The organism is Fundidesulfovibrio butyratiphilus (assembly GCF_054657235.1).
On sequence record NZ_BAAHXA010000001.1, the window covers coordinates 380188 to 397022 of the forward strand.

Annotated in this window: 24 protein-coding genes and 1 other RNA gene; 24 read left to right on the forward strand and 1 reads right to left on the reverse strand. The window is 62.9% G+C overall.

Annotated features, from left to right (window positions below; all coding sequences use genetic code 11):
* Positions 1-560 precede the first annotated feature (560 nt).
* Positions 561-1352 (reverse strand): LexA family transcriptional regulator, encoded by a 792-nt coding sequence (locus tag ACYQ01_RS01800; RefSeq protein WP_459932122.1) that lies wholly within the window; start codon positions 1350-1352, stop codon positions 561-563.
* A 226-nt stretch (positions 1353-1578) separates the two neighbouring features.
* Here ACYQ01_RS01800 and ACYQ01_RS01805 point away from each other — a divergent pair, with 226 nt between their 5' ends.
* From ACYQ01_RS01805 to ACYQ01_RS01920, 24 genes are all read left to right on the forward strand, one after another.
* On the forward strand, positions 1579-1986 hold the full coding sequence (locus tag ACYQ01_RS01805; RefSeq protein ID WP_459932123.1) for a hypothetical protein: 408 nt from the start codon (positions 1579-1581) through the stop codon (positions 1984-1986).
* Entirely contained in the window at positions 1983-2201 is a 219-nt protein-coding gene (locus tag ACYQ01_RS01810) for a helix-turn-helix domain-containing protein (protein ID WP_459932124.1), read from the forward strand. The genes ACYQ01_RS01805 and ACYQ01_RS01810 overlap by 4 nt, the downstream gene beginning before the upstream one ends.
* Positions 2198-2593 (forward strand): hypothetical protein, encoded by a 396-nt coding sequence (locus tag ACYQ01_RS01815; RefSeq protein ID WP_459932125.1) that lies wholly within the window; start codon positions 2198-2200, stop codon positions 2591-2593. The genes ACYQ01_RS01810 and ACYQ01_RS01815 overlap by 4 nt, the downstream gene beginning before the upstream one ends.
* Positions 2594-2741: 148 nt before the next feature.
* A complete protein-coding gene (locus tag ACYQ01_RS01820; RefSeq protein ID WP_459932126.1) occupies positions 2742-4784 on the forward strand; it encodes a Mu transposase C-terminal domain-containing protein in 2043 nt (680 codons plus the stop codon).
* 18 nt (positions 4785-4802) lie between these two features.
* Complete coding sequence (locus ACYQ01_RS01825) at positions 4803-5546, forward strand: AAA family ATPase (protein WP_459932127.1); 744 nt, start codon at positions 4803-4805, stop codon at positions 5544-5546.
* Positions 5547-6122: a winged helix-turn-helix domain-containing protein gene (locus tag ACYQ01_RS01830; protein WP_459932128.1), complete on the forward strand. Its 576-nt coding sequence runs from the start codon at positions 5547-5549 to the stop codon at positions 6120-6122.
* On the forward strand, positions 6109-6402 hold the full coding sequence (locus ACYQ01_RS01835) for a hypothetical protein (RefSeq protein WP_459932129.1): 294 nt from the start codon (positions 6109-6111) through the stop codon (positions 6400-6402). Before ACYQ01_RS01830 ends, ACYQ01_RS01835 begins: the two co-directional genes overlap by 14 nt.
* Positions 6395-6730 carry a LacI family transcriptional regulator gene (locus ACYQ01_RS01840; RefSeq protein ID WP_459932130.1) on the forward strand — a complete coding sequence of 112 codons (336 nt, stop codon included), beginning with the start codon at positions 6395-6397 and terminating at the stop codon, positions 6728-6730. Before ACYQ01_RS01835 ends, ACYQ01_RS01840 begins: the two co-directional genes overlap by 8 nt.
* Entirely contained in the window at positions 6727-6921 is a 195-nt protein-coding gene (locus tag ACYQ01_RS01845) for a hypothetical protein (protein WP_459932131.1), read from the forward strand. The genes ACYQ01_RS01840 and ACYQ01_RS01845 overlap by 4 nt, the downstream gene beginning before the upstream one ends.
* Positions 6918-7535 (forward strand): DUF3164 family protein, encoded by a 618-nt coding sequence (locus tag ACYQ01_RS01850; RefSeq protein WP_459932132.1) that lies wholly within the window; start codon positions 6918-6920, stop codon positions 7533-7535. Before ACYQ01_RS01845 ends, ACYQ01_RS01850 begins: the two co-directional genes overlap by 4 nt.
* Positions 7535-7600: hammerhead ribozyme type II (locus ACYQ01_RS01855), an RNA gene on the forward strand. Before ACYQ01_RS01850 ends, ACYQ01_RS01855 begins: the two co-directional genes overlap by 1 nt.
* Before the next feature lie 9 nt (positions 7601-7609).
* Positions 7610-7840: a hypothetical protein gene (locus ACYQ01_RS01860; RefSeq protein ID WP_459932133.1), complete on the forward strand. Its 231-nt coding sequence runs from the start codon at positions 7610-7612 to the stop codon at positions 7838-7840.
* 3 nt (positions 7841-7843) lie between these two features.
* A complete protein-coding gene (locus ACYQ01_RS01865) occupies positions 7844-8263 on the forward strand; it encodes a phage protein GemA/Gp16 family protein (protein WP_459932134.1) in 420 nt (139 codons plus the stop codon).
* Positions 8260-8463 carry a hypothetical protein gene (locus ACYQ01_RS01870; protein ID WP_459932135.1) on the forward strand — a complete coding sequence of 68 codons (204 nt, stop codon included), beginning with the start codon at positions 8260-8262 and terminating at the stop codon, positions 8461-8463. The genes ACYQ01_RS01865 and ACYQ01_RS01870 overlap by 4 nt, the downstream gene beginning before the upstream one ends.
* 12 nt (positions 8464-8475) lie before the next feature.
* Complete coding sequence (locus tag ACYQ01_RS01875; RefSeq protein ID WP_459932136.1) at positions 8476-8892, forward strand: Mor transcription activator family protein; 417 nt, start codon at positions 8476-8478, stop codon at positions 8890-8892.
* A gap of 162 nt (positions 8893-9054) precedes the next feature.
* Positions 9055-10182, forward strand: coding sequence for a hypothetical protein (locus ACYQ01_RS01880; RefSeq protein WP_459932137.1), 1128 nt, complete (start codon positions 9055-9057; stop codon positions 10180-10182).
* A 182-nt stretch (positions 10183-10364) separates the two neighbouring features.
* The gene (locus ACYQ01_RS01885; RefSeq protein ID WP_459932138.1) at positions 10365-10814 is read left to right on the forward strand and encodes a putative holin; all 450 of its coding nucleotides are present in this window, start codon (positions 10365-10367) and stop codon (positions 10812-10814) included.
* Positions 10815-10906: 92 nt separating this feature from the next.
* Positions 10907-11506 carry a transglycosylase SLT domain-containing protein gene (locus ACYQ01_RS01890; protein WP_459933875.1) on the forward strand — a complete coding sequence of 200 codons (600 nt, stop codon included), beginning with the start codon at positions 10907-10909 and terminating at the stop codon, positions 11504-11506.
* Positions 11499-12056: a hypothetical protein gene (locus ACYQ01_RS01895; RefSeq protein ID WP_459932139.1), complete on the forward strand. Its 558-nt coding sequence runs from the start codon at positions 11499-11501 to the stop codon at positions 12054-12056. Before ACYQ01_RS01890 ends, ACYQ01_RS01895 begins: the two co-directional genes overlap by 8 nt.
* A complete protein-coding gene (locus ACYQ01_RS01900) occupies positions 12056-12337 on the forward strand; it encodes a hypothetical protein (RefSeq protein WP_459932140.1) in 282 nt (93 codons plus the stop codon). The genes ACYQ01_RS01895 and ACYQ01_RS01900 overlap by 1 nt, the downstream gene beginning before the upstream one ends.
* The gene (locus ACYQ01_RS01905; protein ID WP_459932141.1) at positions 12334-12528 is read left to right on the forward strand and encodes a hypothetical protein; all 195 of its coding nucleotides are present in this window, start codon (positions 12334-12336) and stop codon (positions 12526-12528) included. The genes ACYQ01_RS01900 and ACYQ01_RS01905 overlap by 4 nt, the downstream gene beginning before the upstream one ends.
* Before the next feature lies 1 nt (position 12529).
* Positions 12530-13027: a DUF1804 family protein gene (locus ACYQ01_RS01910; protein WP_459932142.1), complete on the forward strand. Its 498-nt coding sequence runs from the start codon at positions 12530-12532 to the stop codon at positions 13025-13027.
* A 9-nt stretch (positions 13028-13036) separates the two neighbouring features.
* Positions 13037-14725: a phage terminase large subunit gene (terL, locus tag ACYQ01_RS01915; protein WP_459932143.1), complete on the forward strand. Its 1689-nt coding sequence runs from the start codon at positions 13037-13039 to the stop codon at positions 14723-14725.
* Positions 14706-16334: a DUF935 domain-containing protein gene (locus ACYQ01_RS01920; protein WP_459932144.1), complete on the forward strand. Its 1629-nt coding sequence runs from the start codon at positions 14706-14708 to the stop codon at positions 16332-16334. The genes terL and ACYQ01_RS01920 overlap by 20 nt, the downstream gene beginning before the upstream one ends.
* The last annotated feature ends 501 nt before the right edge of the window (positions 16335-16835 follow it).

The window sequence follows — 16835 nt, forward strand, 5'->3', positions numbered from 1 at the left end:
CTGTGCAAAGAGCGCATGGCAAGTTCAGACGATCAATGTCGTCCCGCATCAGCTCGCCATGCCCCTGTTGAACCATTCTGGTGTGGGACTTGGTGTGGGACTTTTCCTCCAAAATCGGCAAAACCTGGAAAATTCCTGCTAAGACTTGGAAATTCTTTTTCAATGATCCCCGATTGTTCCAATCTTTTGAGGAGGTTGTGAAGCTCAGGGTATATGCCTACGAATCCGTAGGCCGCAGGTTCAAATCCTGCCTGGCGCACCAAAGAAAACAAGGGGTTAGGCTAAACAGTCTAGCCCCTTTTTTCGTTATGGCTCGTTTATGTGCCTAAATTGTGCCTGGTAGTTTTTTCAGAAAAGAATGGGAAGAACCGGGGGGGCGTCCAAATTGGCACTAGTCAGAAGAGGGGCAAAAAGCCTGGGAAGGCCCATGACGCCTAGGTTCGCCGGCGGCTGCTGGCGCGAAAGCGATTTGGCACTGATTGGTTGAAAATGAGAGAAAAATGCGAGGTTTTTGGCACTGGTTTGATAGCGTTTTGACAGGGTTTTGAGCGAGTTTGGTTTTAACGCACGTACTCGCGGCAACTCCAAACCACTCGGCCTATGATTCTAACGGTATCGGCCAAATCTCCCGTCATGCTCACTTCTATCGGCGCGTAGCTGTTATTTCTGCTACGCAGAATAATCTTCCCTGGCAGTGCATCGACGTACTTAACAAGCACGTTTGAGTCTATCCCTACCGCAAATAGCCCGCCTGCAATGATTTCGTTTTGGGCTTCATCAATCAATACGGTGTCGCCGTCCTTGATTTCCGGCTCCATGCTGTCGCCGGCAATGTCCATCATCACCATTTTGCGTGCGCAGCCCTTGCGCCGTAGAAATTCGGTCCTGAAGGCGTAGTACCCTACCACATCCCCTTCTGTTTCCAGGCTTCCCGTTCCGGCCGCCAGACGCGCCCTTACTTTGGGCACAAGGCTGTACCCCATGGCTGATGCGGCTTCCGGGGCCATCCATTGCAGATTGCCCGGCGGGGCGATGCTTGGCTTTTGCGCCTCTGCCGGCGCAATTTTCGCGTTGCCGCGAAACATAGGACCTTCGCCTGTGACAAGCCAATCAATCGAAATATTAGTTTTTTCTCCAACGATTACAAACCATGACGGCGGAATTTTATTTTTTGCGGTCGCGCTGTTGATGGCTTGCCGAGATATTCCCAGGAAATTTGCCAAGCTGCCCGCATCCCCACCGCCAGATGCCTGAACAAGCCTATCTAAAGCCGCTTTAAACCGGTTCCGGCTTTCCTCAGGAAAGTCGGAACCAAAGCCGGAAGTTTTGTTTTTAGACGTATTATTTATCATTTCAAATTGTTATGTCAGAACTCTTGAACTTTTGCTTTCGCGAAAGCCGGAAGCAGAAGTTTCTTGTTGACGATAAAAGTTTAGACGCCTAAAGCATTGCTTACGGGCGACGGTTAACCCGCGTCAAACGTAGCTAGCAGGCGCGGCGCTGCCACGCAATGTCCGACGCCTGGAAAGATTTGGATCGGAGATTACAGATTTGAAGCCAACGGCCAGACAGTTCAGCTTGCTGGAATTGCCAGAACTCAATCCTGACGCGGAAATCGCCGTGTCCATGGATCGGATCGTTCAGGCTTCTGGGCTGTCGCGCGCCGAAACCGTCGACCGGCTCAACGTGGCCTCGCGCCGCTACGGCGTGCGCCTGGCTGCGGGTAGCGCTCGGGAGCTTGGTTTGGCCACTTTCGAAAAGTGGCTCAACCCCAAGGAACCCGACTACGTGCCGAGCGTTCGCGCGCTCAACCTCTTCTGTCATGTGTTCGGCAGCCCCGAGCCGCTGGACCTGCTGGCCAGGTCGCACGGGAACGGCTGGCGGATCATCAGCGGCGATGACGCCAAGCTTCTGGAGTGGGCGCGCACGGAACAGGAAATCAAGCGCCTGCGGGCGCGCAAACGCAAAATCGAGACGGAACTATGAAGCGTGAAGGCAGGAAAATTCGCGCCTGGATGGTGGAACGCGGCATTTCGGTTTCCGAGGTGGCCCGTCAGGCCGGCGTCGCTCGGTCCATCGTCTCGGAAACCGTCCACGGTCAGCGCAACAATCGCAGGGCGCTTCGGGCTCTGCTCGGTGTGGGGTGCCCCGTGCGGCTGCTGGTGTTGCCGGAAGACATGAAAGGAAAGGAGGCAGCGTGAGCACGCTCCTGGAGATACAGAGGCGTTTCAGCATCCTGGCTCCCGTGGGGATGTGTCTTCCCGCGACACGCAAGGAAGGGTCCGCCATCTGGCCTGGCAAAGAGAAGGACCTGCCAAGGAAACTGGATGCGGCGTTTAAGAACGCGGGCGGCAGGCTGGACATCAGGATCGTACTTGCGCGTGGCTACATCTTCAATAGCGCGACCGGCATGCCTGAAACTCCTGAGGGGTCGGCCTGGTATCTCTACTGCGACGGCGATGCGTTGCTGTTATACGCCTATGGAAAGGTGGATAGAGTGGAGATGCTTTCTCCGTTTGTTCTTTATTTGCGTCAAGTTGAACGCATTTATCTTCCAAGACGTGCGAGAATCACAAAAAATGTGAACAAGTGAACACAGAACTGCTTTTTAAGCAGTTGCGGTGCGGTGCTGATAAGTATTTCAACTGTCAGTCTGTCCTCGTCGGGCGATGTGAAACGAAACGCATCGGCGGCGCGTGATGATTTCAAGCGGGAAAGGCAAAGCAATGCAAGGTCAGAACATGGTCACGGCAAAAGACATCGCGCAGGCGCTCAACGTGTCCGAACGCGCCGTTCGGGCCAGGGCCGTCAAAGACGCCTGGGTCTTTGAGGAAGTCCGTTGCCGTGGCGGCAAGCGCCGTCTCTATCCCGTGGGGTCGCTGCCTGACGACGCGCGGCAGGCCTTCGCCACCGCGATGTTGGCCGAAACGTCCGCCCCCGCCATCCCCGCCGCCGCCCCGCTTTCCGGCCTCACCGCGCGCCAGCGCGAAACCGCCTTGGCCAGGCTGGCCTTTGTGCGCGAGATCGAACGCGCCGCCGCTCTTGTGGGCAAGGAAAAGGCCATCCGCAACCTGCTTCAGGCGCTTGAGGACGGCTCCCTGGCCCCCAGACTGGCCGAACTTGTCCGCGTGGCCAACGACCGCTTCGGCTCTGGCGCGCATCGGGGCTTGTCGCGCCGCCGGCTCTACGACTGGTGCGCCAAGTTCGCCGAAGGGGGCGAGGCCGCGCTGGCCCCGCGCCATAAGGGCAAGGACATGCACTGGCCAGAGTGGGCGGACGCCTTTCTGGCGCACTACCAGCGCCCCCAGAAGCCCGCCATGACCAACGCCTACAAGGATTTCAAGGCCGAATGGCCGGGCAAGGCCCCTTCCATCTTCGCGGTGCGCCGTTGGCTGGACAAACTGGCCATGCCCGACCGCGAGGCCGGCCGGGCCACGGGCAACGCCTTGCTCAAGCTGCGCCCGCACAAGCGCCGCAGCACGGACGAACTCTGGCCCACGGACATCTACACGGCCGACGGCACCACCTTCGACGCCGAGATCAGACATCCCCTGCACGGCCAGCCCTTCAAGCCGGAAGTGACCCTGTTTATCGACGTGGCCACGCGCAGGTGCGTGGGGCTCTCTCTTGGCCTGGCCGAAAGCGGTTACGTGATTCTGGACGCCCTGCGCATGGCCTGCCTGTTCGGCGGCATACCGGCCATGCTCTACACGGACAACGGCTCGGGCTACTGCAACCAGCTCATGACCGCCGAAGGCTCGGGCATGATGGACCGCCTGGGCATTGAAATGACCCACTCCATCCCCGGCCGCCCGCAGGGCAAGGGGCTCATGGAGCGGGCCGTGCAGACCGTCTGTGAACCGGTGTCCAAGCGCTTCGCCACATGCAGCCACGCGGACATGGACCCCGACGCGGCCAAGAAGGTGTTCCACATCACGCGGGCGCGGAAGCAGGGTGAGTCCAGCCTTCTGCCCTCCTGGGAGGAGTTCAAGGCCGCCATGCTGGTCCGCGTCGAGGAATACAACGCCGCGCCGCACCGGGGCCTGCCCAAGGTCGAGGACCAATCCACGGGACGGCGGCGACATCTTTCCCCCAACGAGGCCTGGGAGGGCTTCCTGCGGCGCGGTTGGGAGCCGGTGCGCGTGCCCGAGGCAATCCGGGACGAACTCTTCATGCCGGGGCTTCCACGTCAGGTGCGCAACGGCGAGATTCAGATCTTCAACAGCACCTACTACGCCGACGAGCTGGCCGACTTCCACAAGGAGTACGTGGAGGTGCGCTACGATATCTGGGACCCTTCCAAGGTCTACGCCTGGACCACCAGGGGCGAAAAGATTTGTACGGCCACGCTTGACGGGAATTCCATTCCGTACTTCCCTCAAAGCCGCGTGGAGGCCGCCCTGGAAAAGCGCGAGAAGGCCCAGCTCGCCAGGGTGGGGAAGAAGGTCGCGGCCATTTCGCCGGGGGCCACCATCCAGGTTGCGGAAGCGCCCCGAACGGTCACGGTGGTGGCGGACTCTCTCACCCGCCAGCCCGAAGCGCAGGTTCTGGACCTGCCCATACAGCAATCCGCCGAAGTTTCCATGCCCGCCAAGCGTCCGTTCTTCACCAGCATCCAGGAGCGTTACGCCTGGCTCATGCGCAACCGCGACCGCTGGACCGAGGCGGACCACGGCTGGATGACCGATTACGTGCGGTCTCCGCACTACGCGGACCTGCACGACTACTACCGTTACGAAGGGATCGCCTGGGACGGCTCCGCCGCCCAGGCAACCAACCACTAGGCAATCAGGGGAGAAGTCATGCGCGAGCATTTCGTCAAGACCGAGAACTACAGCCGCTTCACGGCGGGCATCCAGGCCGTGGAGCAAAGGGGCGCGAAAGAAGCCGGCATGATGCTGGTGCACGGCGCGCCCGGCTACGGCAAAAGTTGCATCGTTGAGCGGTGGGCCTCCGAGGAGGGGGCCGTGTTCTTGCGGGCGAATGTCGATTGGAGCCCCAGGTACTTCCTGGTGGAGTTGGCCAAAAAGCTCAGGGTGGACTCCGCCGGCACGGCCCAACAGTTGTTCGAGCGGCTGCTTGAGCGGGTGGTGGAAGCCCAGATTCCCATCGTCATCGACGAAGCCGAGTTCACCCTGCACAACGGCGCGAAGGCCCTGGAAAAAATCCGGGACATCTCCGACCGGGCCGAAGTCACCGTCGTGCTCATCGGCATGGAGAAAATCCAGTCGTCAATCGCCCGCCACAAGCAGATTCACGGCCGCATCGCCCAGGTGGTGGAGTTCAAGCCCGCAACCCCGGCGGACGTGGCCCACGCCTGCGCCCAATTGGCCGAAGTGGAGATGACCGACGCGCTCAAGGCGGAAGTGCATCGCATCTCGGGGGGGCGCATGCGCGAGGTGTTGAATGTGATCGCCTCCATCGAACGCCTGGCCAAGCTGAACGGGCAGGATCACGTGGACGTCGCCGACCTGGAGGGGGTGGACCTGTCTTTCGACTGGCAAACCCGCGCGCCCAAGCGCGTCCGGTCCGGCGGGGGGCGTTAGATGGCCTGGAACGGTTTGTCCATCTTGAGCGCGCTGGCGGACGGACCGCGCCTGACGCGGCAGGTCGCCAGCGCCTTGGGCAGGCCCTCGCGCGACATATCCAGCTGCCTGGGCGCGTTGCGCCGGCGTGGACTCATCATCACTGCTTCCGGGCTCCATGAGATTACCGCCAAAGGGCGCGCGGCCCTTGCCGCCGGCGTCGAACTCACTTCCGGTCCCTGCAATGGCGACACGACGAGTCGGCATTGCAATACGCTCCGGGCCAAGGCGTGGCGGTTCATGCGCATACGCGACGGGTTCAGCGTCAGCGACATGCTGAACACCTTGTGCGACGGCACCGAGGCGCATGCCGAAAACAACCTGCAAAGCTACGTCCGGGCTCTGGAGTCCGTCGGATACCTTCAGCGCCTGCCCCGTCGCGGGGAAGCCGGCCAGCAGCGTTGGCGCTTGCGGCGCGACCATGACACCGGTCCCGAAGCCCCGGCCTGGAACAAGGCCGCCCGGACATTGCGGGACCATAATACGGGTGAATGCATCATTCTTGAAACGAGGAGTCCCGGCTATGAACAGAACTGAATCCATGATGCAATATTTGACTGTGGCGTTTGGTAGACAGTTCGTCATTGAGGAATGCATTAAAGCGTGCGTTAACCTGGCCGCGACGCTTCAACGTTTAAAGTCGGCACCGAGTTATGAGAACATGGGCATTGCGCAATCAGATCTTGCTAGTGCCGTTGTGTGGTGCGGTGTTGTGAGCTTGTTGCTTGGAAAGAAAGAAGTCTCTGATTCGGCTGTTGATCTGTTGCGCGAATTTTACTTGGTCGCAAGTCGCAGAGAAGGAACCGGCCATGCGTGAGCGTGACTGGCTCGCCCTGCTCGAAGAAGAGGCCGCCCGGACCTCCATCGCGGCCGTGGCCCGCAGGCTTGGCTATGCCCGCACGTCCGTGAGCCTGGCCCTGTCCGGGAAGTACCCCGGAACCACGGACAAGCTGGCCGCCACGGTCCTGGCCGTGCTCGGCACGGTGGACTGCCCGCATCTGGGGTTCCCGGTATCCCCCGCCAGATGCGCGGCCAACTCCGGCAAGATGCCGACAAGTAGCCCAGGCGACCTTCGCCTCTGGCGCGCCTGCCAGGCCTGCCCGCACAACCCCCAACAAACACCCCAAGGGAGGGACGCATCATGACCAGCGACAAGCTGTTGAGCGTGGCCACGCGTTTGGCCGCCGTGATTCCCGCCGTGGACGGCGAGACCGCCGCCACCCTGCGCGGTTGCTACAACGAACTGGTGGACGCCGCCCGGCAGACCCGCCGGCTGGAGCTGGCCACCCTGGCCGTGCCCATGGGCCGGCCGAACCGCACGGAGGTGGTTCAATGAGCGCCGCCCCCGCCATACTCGAAGGCTACATGCAAGACGCGCAGGGCCGCCTGGTGCCCGTGGCCCTGGTCAAGGACGTGGACAAGGCCCGCAACACGCTGGTGCTGGAGATCGTGGGCAAGGCGCGGGGCGTGCGCGCGACCATGGAGACCTTTTTGGCCGATTCCATGGGCGACGTCGCGGCCTTCGCCCAGCTGTCGGCCGAGCAGTACGGGGTCAAAATCGGCGGCGACAAGGGCAACCTGACGCTGGTGTCCTTTGACGGCCGGTACAAGGTGCAGCGCCAGGTGAGCGAAACCCTCATGTTTGACGAGCGCTTGCAGGCCGCGAAGGCGCTCATTGACGAATGCATCACCGAATGGACCGAAGGCAGCCGGGACGAACTCAAGGCCCTTATCAACGACGCCTTCCAGGTGGACCAGGCCGGAAGAATCAACACCGGCCGGGTGCTTGGCCTGCGGCGCTTGGGCATAACCGACGCGCGGTGGCTCCAGGCCATGCAGGCCGTGAGCGACAGCCTGCGGGTGGCCGGCAGCAAGGTCTATTTGCGCGTGTACGAGCGCCGCGCGGACGGCAAGTACGTGCCCATCGCCCTGGATTTGGCGGCCCTGTGACGCGAAACCGCCCCACACGGGCGGTCGGTCTGGCGTGGCGGTCAGGCCCTGACGAGCAGCCGAAGGAGGTTCCCGTGCCCAAACAACACCACCGCATCTATCTGGCTTCCGCCGATCTCCAGCCCGGAACCCTGCGCCGCGTGCATCCGGCCGGCGGCTACAAGCAGTGCGCGAAAAAGGGACTGCACCGGGCTTGGATAGGGCCGTACGGCGCGGTCTGCCCCGGCTGCGACCGCGTGTGCGTGCTGCCCGACGGCTTCACGCACGGGCAGGAATTTCTCACCGTGGCCCGGCCAAAGGAGTGACCCATGCGCGTTGAATCCCGCAATAGCCTGCTGGCCAAGGTGCACATCGCCAAGAAAGCTCTTGGTCTTGACAAGGACCCGGAAACCTACCGGGCGCTGCTCGCCCGCGTGGCAGGCGTGGAAAGCTCCGGTGATTGCACCGTGGCCCAGCTTACCCGCGTGGTGGCGGAATTTCGCCGCCTGGGCTGGCAGGCCGCCCCGGCCCGCAAGGCCGCCGCGCCCAAGCCGGCCAGGCACAAGGCCCCGCTCATGGGCAAGATCACCGCTCTTTTGGCCGAGGCCAAACGGCCGGACGCCTACGCCGACGCCATAGCCCGGCGCATATACAAGCGCGACAGCCTGGCCTTTTGCACCGTGCGCGAGCTGCAAGGCGTCGTGGCGGCCCTGGTCAAGGACGCCAAGCGCCACGGCAGGCCCACGTGACCCCGGCCAGGCGTTTTCAGCCCGGCCGGGCGTTCGGCGGCGGCCTGGCGGTGGTGGACACCCAGCGCAATGGGCGCGCGGTCTGCATCGTGTTGCCGGACCCGTTGAAGCCCGATGCGGCGGGCAAGCTGGCCGAAGTGTTCGCTTCGGCCCTGAACGCGATTCACGAAAAGAACGCCAAGCCCGCCCCCACGGAGTGAGGGACGTAGAGCATGTCGGGACAAGCGAAATCCTCCTACCTCGAAGACGTGACGCCGATCCTGGGGCACGAGACAGCCTCGCGGCTGGTTCGCGCCCTGGGCGGCACCACGTTTCCCGTGCCCAAGCGGGCCAACGCCCAGGGGGAAGTGCGCTACCGCATGCTGGCGGCGGTCATCGGCGAAGAGGCGGCGGACCTGCTGGTCTACCACTTCGGAGGCGAAGACCTGTACATACCGCGCGGCGCGCGGGCCATGCAGGCCCGCCGTGACGCGGAGATCAACGCGGCCTTCGTGCGCGAGATCAAGTCCGGGCGGTCGAGTACGGATGTTGTCAACGGCTTAGCCATGAAGTATAAACTTTCTGACAGAAGAATTTGGAATATTCTTAAAGCAAGAACACAGCCTGAAGCGCAATGCCGATTATTCTAGGGGAATTTTGGGATGAATCAGGTGGCAGCCTTTTATGGCTGTTGCTTGGCTTTGGTGTCTGTGGGTGTTTATGGTTCATGGCTATTCCTGTGGGAAGTCGTAGAAAAGCCTTAGCCTTTGGTTGTAGGCCATATTAACGCATTAACGGAAGGTTATTTTTGTATGGCAAAAGAGTGTCAAGATGCCTGGAATAGTGCGTTTCAAATGATAAAGCTAGAAAATGATCTTATTCACCACAGGACTACTGCAGCGCTTGCTGTGCATGGTTTTCTTTTTGCTTCTTATTGTGCAATAGCTGCAAAGCTAATCGAAAACAAAGACAAAGAATATCTTTTACTACTTGTCTCAATTGAATACATTATTCCTGTGTTGGGAATTTATTCTTCGTATTTACTTCGTTCTGGAATGAGTGCGGCCTTGCGTCAAATTAGAGCCTGTGACTTATGGTTTAGAAGATCAGCTAGCTCTATATCTACCGGACGTATCGGTCCTGCCGAATGGCCGCCGCTGACTGGCAGAAGGAGTATTAGTGAATATACAGAGTTCAACGAAGAAGAACGAAATGAAATAAACGACATTTCTTCGCTTTGCGTCGGCATGGACAGACTTCCTGTGGCAATGTCACTCGTCTGGTCTATAATTATAATTGCAATGACTTGGTTTTTGCGCGGTACGTATGACACTTGTCATGCGTCGGTTGCAGCGTTTTCGTTGGTTGCTGTTTTATTGTTACCTATAGCTATTGATCGCTACAGTAACGCGAGACAATCGTCATCTTCTGGAATCAAACATGAAACAGGAAGGTGTACAGGCATGTCAGGAGACATCAAAGATATTGACACAAGGTGGAGACGCTTAGTCGCTGCTTGCAAGCTGGAGAAGCAATGGACAAATGAAAGGCTAGGTTGGTTTTTTACTGCAAATGGCATACTTCTTGGCGTATTGGCTGCAACAATTAAAATATACGGTGACAACAATACGCCAGTTGGACAGTCTTGGCATATTGGGCGCCTAGACATAGGCCATGTTGTTTTGATAATAATTTTAATTGGATTTATTTCATCCCTGTCTACCGTAATCAATGTTATGTCTGCGTCATGGATGCATCATCTATGGTTTGGAGAGTTGGTCGATCTCATTGACAACTGCGAAAATGATAGGTTGAAAAAAACATTTACATTTGGAAGGATTGGTCGGCACTCTTCATTTGCAGCTCGATTTTCACCAGCATTAGTTCCTATTGCGATGCTCATCGCTTGGGTCTTCATTGCGTGTAAGGTTTATGAATAGCCAGAGATAACAATCCGCTGGGCGGCCCACAACAATTGACGCACTGTTTTAGATATGTCGTAATGCGTTAGACCAGCCTTCCTGAACCCCTTCACCTATCGCCGCCCCCGCTGGCCGCCTACTGAGGCGGCTACGGGGGCGGAAACATTTTCCGCCCCGAAACATCCTTTTTTGGAGGCGGTATGCTTACCCACATCTTCCCTTTGCTGCTGGTTTCCGGCGTGGCGCTTTGCGTGGCCTGGCTTGTCTGGCGTTACAGGGCCACCCTTGCGTCCTACAGCGACCGGCGCGCCGGCGCGAATCCCTTTCGCATGGTTCTGTGCGGCCTGGCCGCCCTGGCCTGCCTGGGCGTGGTGGCCGCCGGGGCGGCGGTTCAGCTTCAGGTGGCGGCCTACAAGCTGGCCCTGGTGTTTCTGGCCGGGTACGTGGGCTACTGGCTGGACGTCTGGCTGTTTCCCTACGCGCGCCCTGATGGCTACCTGTTGACCATCTGGCAGGCCGCGCCGGGCCACAAGTCGGGCGGGCCGGACCACGCCGTGGCCGACGGCTACCAGCTGGTGTTCGCGGCCGCGCTCATCCGTCGGGCGCTCATCGTTGGCCTGTGCATGCTGGCCGTGGGTCTGGGGCTGTAGCCGTGCGCCGCTGGTTGCGTTGCGCCGCGCGCGAGGCGGGCAGGCTGGCGAGACTGGTCTGGCGCGGCTACTGGTTCGGCCTGGGTGTCGGCTTGGCCCTGGCGGCCCTGGTCGCGCTGGCCTCCCTGGCCCGCGCCGAATCCATCCCTGCCGACGCGGCCCGCTACCGGGGCGACCTGATTCGGTGCGCCCGGCTTTCCTGGGGGCTTTCGGCCCCCACGGCCGCCTTCGCCGCGCAAATCCATCAAGAATCCCGCTGGCGGGCCACGGCTCGTTCCCCCGTGGGCGCGCAGGGCATGGCGCAGTTCATGCCGGCCACTTCCAAGTGGATAGCGGGCGTGGTGCCCGACCTGGCCGCGAACCAGCCCTGCAACCCCGGCTGGGCCTTGCGGGCGCTCACGGCCTACGACCGTTGGCTGTGGGACCGGGTGACGGCGGCCGACCCTTGCCACCGCATGGCCATGACCCTTTCCGCCTACAACGGCGGCCTGGGCTGGGTGCGGCGCGACGCGGCCCTGGCCGAACGCCACGGCGCGGACCCGTTAGAATGGTGGAATTCGGTGGAGCGGTTTAACGCCGGCCGGTCCGCCGCCAATTTCAAGGAGAACCGAGGCTATCCCCGCCGCATTCTCAACGTCTTGACCCCGCTTTACGTGGCCGCCGGCTGGGGCCAGGGGGTGTGCCATGACTAGCGCCGCCCTCAAGACGGTTCTGGCCCTGGCCTGCGCCCTGGCCCTGTTCGCCGGGGGCTACCGGGCCGGATGGACGCGGGCCGACGCCGCGCGCCAGGTCGAGGTGGCCACGCTCCAGGCGCAGTACGCCCAGGCCGTGGCCGAGGCCGAACGCCAGGCCCGTGAGCGTCTGCAAGCCGAAACCGCCCGCGCCAACGCCCTGGCGGCCCAGCTTGGAGACGCCAAGGCCAAACTGGCCACGCAAACCCGAGACATCACCCGGAGAATACGAAATGCCGCGAAAGCTGCTTCTGGCTGCACTTTTGGCCCTGAGTTTGTCGGCTTGTACAATGAAGCCCTCGGTTACGGCGGCGACGCCGTGCCCGAAAGCGCCGGTTCCGGCGGAAATGACCAGGCTGGAAGCGCCACCCCCGCCTCTGGGACCGGGCTACTTTCTGGCCCCGTGACGCCTGAAGACCTCTTGGCCCACGCCCGCGACTACGGGGCCTGGGCCAGGGGCATGCGGGCGCAGCTGGCCGCCCTGGCCGAACTCACCAAGGAAGGCCGTTGATGGACGCCGCCGGCCTGGCCGCGCTCATCATGAGCGGCCTGTTGACCGTGGCGGCCGGCCTTGGCGGCCTGTGGGCCAAGAGCCTTCAGGACCAGCACAAGGCCCTGGCCGCCCGGTGCGAACGGCTGGAAGCCGACCTGGCCAGCCACCGGGAAAAGACCGCCGAAGTGTGCGTGCGCCGGGACGATTACCAGCTCATGCGCGCGGAGATGTTGGAACAACTGCACGCCATCCGCGACAAGGTGGACCGCGTGTTCGAACGCATGGGGGGCAAGTCGTGACCGAAAACAAGCAACAGACGCCGGAGCTTGCGCTGCTTTACCGCATAGACCACAAGCTCGACGCCCTGGACGCCCGCATGGGCAGCATGGAACGCCGGGCCGTGGTGGCCGGGGCCGTGGCCGGCGGGGTTTCCGGCGGGGTGGTGGCCGTGGCCATCGGCTACATCAAGGCCAAGTTTCTGGGGCTGTAGCGTGGCCCACGACAAGCACACGCGCGAGGCCGTGCGCGCCGCCTACGTCTTCGAGCGCCTGCCCCTGGAGGCGGCCGCCGCCAAGGTGAACGTGCCCGCCGGCACGGCCGCGCGCTGGAAACGCCAGGCCAGGGAACAAGGCGACGATTGGGACAAACTGCGCGCCGCCGCCCTGCTGGCCGGCGACGGCATGGAGGCCGTGGCCCGGCAGATGCTGGCCGATTACGTGGTGCAGCACAAGGCGCTCATGGAATCCATCGCCGGCGGCGAGCTGGCGGCCGAAGAGAAGGTGAGGATGCTGGCCAGCCTGGCGGACAGCTTCAACAAGACCGTGGCGGCCAGCAAGCGCGTATTGCCCGAAACCAGCGAGCTGGCCACGGCCTTGACCGTGCTCGACAAGCTGGGCGGGTTCGTGCGCCAGCACTACCCCCAGCACGGCCCGGCCTTCGTGGAGATTTTAGAGCCCTTCGGCGCGCTCATCGCGCGGGACTTCGGCTAGGGGCCGCCCGTGAAGCTCAAACGCAAGGAATTTCTGGCCGAACTGGCCAAGCTGGCCGACGGCCTGCGCCGCACCATCGAAGCCGAGTGCGAAGGCTTTTCGCCGGACCCCAAGGCGTCCGCCGGCCGCCGCGTCCAAGCCCTTAACGACTTCGCCTTTTTTCGTCGCACGTACTTTCCCCATTACGTCAAGCACGGCGACTCCATTCTGCACACCTGGCTGGACGACACCCTGCCCGCGCTGGTGGACCATCCCGACGGCCAGCGCCTGGCCGTGGCCGCGCCGCGCGGCGAGGCCAAGTCCACCGTGGTCAGTCTGATGTTCGTGCTCTGGTGCGTGGTCACGGGCCGCAAGCGCTACGTGCCCCTTATCGCCGACGCCTTCGAGCAGGCCGCCGCCACGCTCCTGGAACCCATCAAGGCCGAACTGGAAGCCAATCCCCGCCTGGCCATGGACTTTCCCGAAGCCTGCGGGACCGGCCGGCTGTGGAACGCGGGCGTGGTCATCACGGCCGGCGACGCCAAGCTGCAAGCCTTTGGCTCGGGCAAGCGCATGCGCGGCCTGCGCCACGGCCCGCACCGGCCCGACCTGGTCATCTGCGACGATTTGGAAAACGACGAGAACGTGCGCAGCCCTGACCAGCGCGACAAGCTGCAAGCCTGGCTCACCAAGACCGTGCTCAGCCTGGGCGAGGCCGGCGACACCATGGATGTCATTCTGGTGGGCACCATTCTCCATTACGATTCCGTGCTGGCCCGGCTGCTGGAAAACCCGCTCTGGCGCTCGCGCAAGTTCAGGGCCGTGCTCGCCTGGCCCGAGCGCATGGACCTTTGGGACCGCTGGGAAGAGATCCTTTTGGCCCGTGGCCAGGCAGGCGGCGAGGCGGGCGACGGCCAGGCAGGCGGCCACAAGGCGGGGGGAGAAGACGCGGCCCGCGCCTTTTACGAAGAAAACGCCCAGGCCATGCAGGCCGGCGCGCGGGTGAGCTGGCCAAGCGCTAGGCCGCTCTACAAGCTCATGGTCAAACGGGCCAGGGACGGCCACGCGGCCTTTGACAGCGAGCAGCAAAACGACCCCCTGCAAGGCGAGGGCGCGCCGTTCGCCAACTGCATCGTCTTTTGGGTGGCGCGGCCCGACGACTGGCGCTTTTTCGGGGCCGTGGACCCGAGCCTGGGCAAGGCCGGGGCCAGCCGCGACCCGTCGGCCATTCTGGTGGGCGGCTACAGCCGCGAACGCGGCGTGCTCGACGTGGTGGAAGCTTCCATACGCAAGCGGCTGCCCGACCGCATCATCGAAGACGTGCTGGCCTTTCACGCGCAGTATCGTTGCCTGCTCTGGGCCGTGGAGGCCGTGCAGTTTCAGGAGTTTTTGCGCACCGAACTGATCCGCCGGGCCACGGCGCGGGGCCTGGCCATGCCGGCGCGGGGCGTGACGCCCATTTCGGACAAGGGCTTACGCATCGAGGCCATGCAACCCTATTTCGAGCAGGGCCGCATACGGCTGCACACCAGCCAGCGCACCCTGATCGAACAGTTGCGCCACTGGCCCAAGGCGGACCACGACGACGGGCCGGACTGCCTGGAAATGCTCTGGCAGGTCGCCACACGGGGCTTTTGCGTCATGGACTACCGGCCCGCGCCCAAGGGCGGCGGCCGGGGCTTTATGAGGAGACGACGCGATGTTGCAGACGATGATTGACCGGCTTCAGGCCGCCTACAAGGCCCTGAAGGGCGACAAGCCCGACATGCAGACCCAGGCCGCCGGCCTGGCAGCCCTGCGCTGGCAGTACGTGGCCAGCCTGACCGGCGGGCTTACGCCCAGGCGGCTGGAAAGCGTTCTGAAGGCGGCCGACGCCGGGGACATCGTGGGCCAGCACGAGCTGTTCGCGGAGCTGGAGCTGCGTGACGAGCACATACACGCGGAACTTTCCAAGCGCCGCCGGGCGCTTTTGTCCGTGCCCTGGACCATCCGTCCCGGCCGGGCCGGGGGCAAGCGGGCCGAAGCGGTGGCCATGCGCGTGCGCGAACAGATGGAGTCCATACCGGACTTCGAAGACGCCATCCTCGACCTGGCCGACGCCATCGGCCACGGCTTTTCTTGTCTGGAAATCGAATGGGGCCTGGACGGCGCTACCCGCCTGCCCGTGGCCCTGCACCATCGGTCGCAGACGCTCTTTCAGCTCGCGCCGGACTTTCAGACCCTGCGCCTGCGCGACGCCACGCCCGAAGGCCAGGACCTGTGGCCCTGGGGCTGGATCGTGCACCGCCACGCCTCGGTTTCCGGCTGGTTTCCCCGGCAGGGGCTGTTTCGGGTGCTGGTGTGGACGTTTCTGCTCAAGCAGTACGCGCGCGGGGATTTTGCCGAATTTCTTGAGATTCACGGCCTGCCCTTGCGCGTGGGCAAGTACCCGGCCGGCACGGACGAAGAGGAAATCGCGGCCCTGCTCGCCGCCCTGCGCGACATCGGCCACGACGCGGCCGGGGCCATACCCGACACCATGCTTGTGGAGTTTCACGAAGCCGCGCGCGGCAGCGAGGCGCCCTTCGTGGCCATGCACGAGCAGTGCGAAAAAGGCCAGAGCAAGGCCATTCTGGGCTCAACCCTGACCACGGACACCCAGGGCGTGGGCAGCCAGGCCTTGGGCGAGATTCACAACGAAGTGCGGCTGGATATTTTGCGTTCGGACGCCCGCCAGATCGCCGGCACAATCACCCGCCAGCTTTGCGCGCCGCTGGCCTACCTGAACGACGGCGTGACCGACGCGGCGCTGATGCCGGTGTTCGCGTTCGACTGCAACCGGCCCGAAGACCTGGCCAAGCTGGCAACCGCGCTGCCCAAACTGGTGGACGTGATGGACATACCGGCCCGCTGGGCGCACGAGCGCGCGGGCATACCCCAGCCCGAGGACGGCGAGCCCGTGCTTGCGCGCAAGAACAAGGCTGCGACTTCGGGGGAAAAAGCCGGGCCTGATGCGCGGCCGGACCAACCCGCCAAGGCCGAAGCCACGGCCGCGCTCACCGCCGACGCCCCGAACCCGGACCCGCTCGCGGGCCTGTACCCCGACCAGGACGCCGTGGACGCGGCCGCCGTGCCGGACGCCACGCTCACCGCCCTGGCCAGGGACCTGCTGGCCCCCATCCTGTCCGAAGCCCGGGCCGGGACCACGCCGGAAGCGCTGCTGGGCAAGCTGGCCGAATTGTTTCCCCGCATGGACGCAACGGGCCTGGAAGAGCTGTGCGCCCGCGCGCTCTTCGTGGGGGAGCTGTGGGGGCGCTTGAGCGCGCGGGACGAAGGGGAATCTACGTGAACCAAGTAGCCGTCCTCTTCGCCCGCCCTGACAGCATCTACAAGACACTCACGGGGTGCGATGTCTACGACATCAACAGGGATGCGCGCACCTGGCCCGGAGGGTGCCCGGTCGTGGCTCATCCCCCGTGCCGGGCATGGGGTAGGCTCAGGCATTTCGCCAAGCCGCGAGACGGTGAGAAGGACCTCGCGCTTTGGGCCGTGAAGATGGTCAGGAAGTGGGGAGGGGTGCTTGAGCACCCGGCTACATCCACGCTCTGGAAGGTCGCAGGCCTTCCCCTCCCCGATGCGGGAGCGGACTCTTTTGGCGGATGGACCAAGCCTATCTGCCAGTTTTGGTTCGGTCACCGGGCAGAAAAGAAAACTTGGCTGTATATCGTTGGTGTTGAGCCACAATCCATCCCGCCATATCCCGTGATCCTCGGAGAACCGACGCATGTTGTTCAGTCAAATAAGCGGATTGGCTCGCGTCCTCACGTTACAAGGGCGGAACGAGAGCACA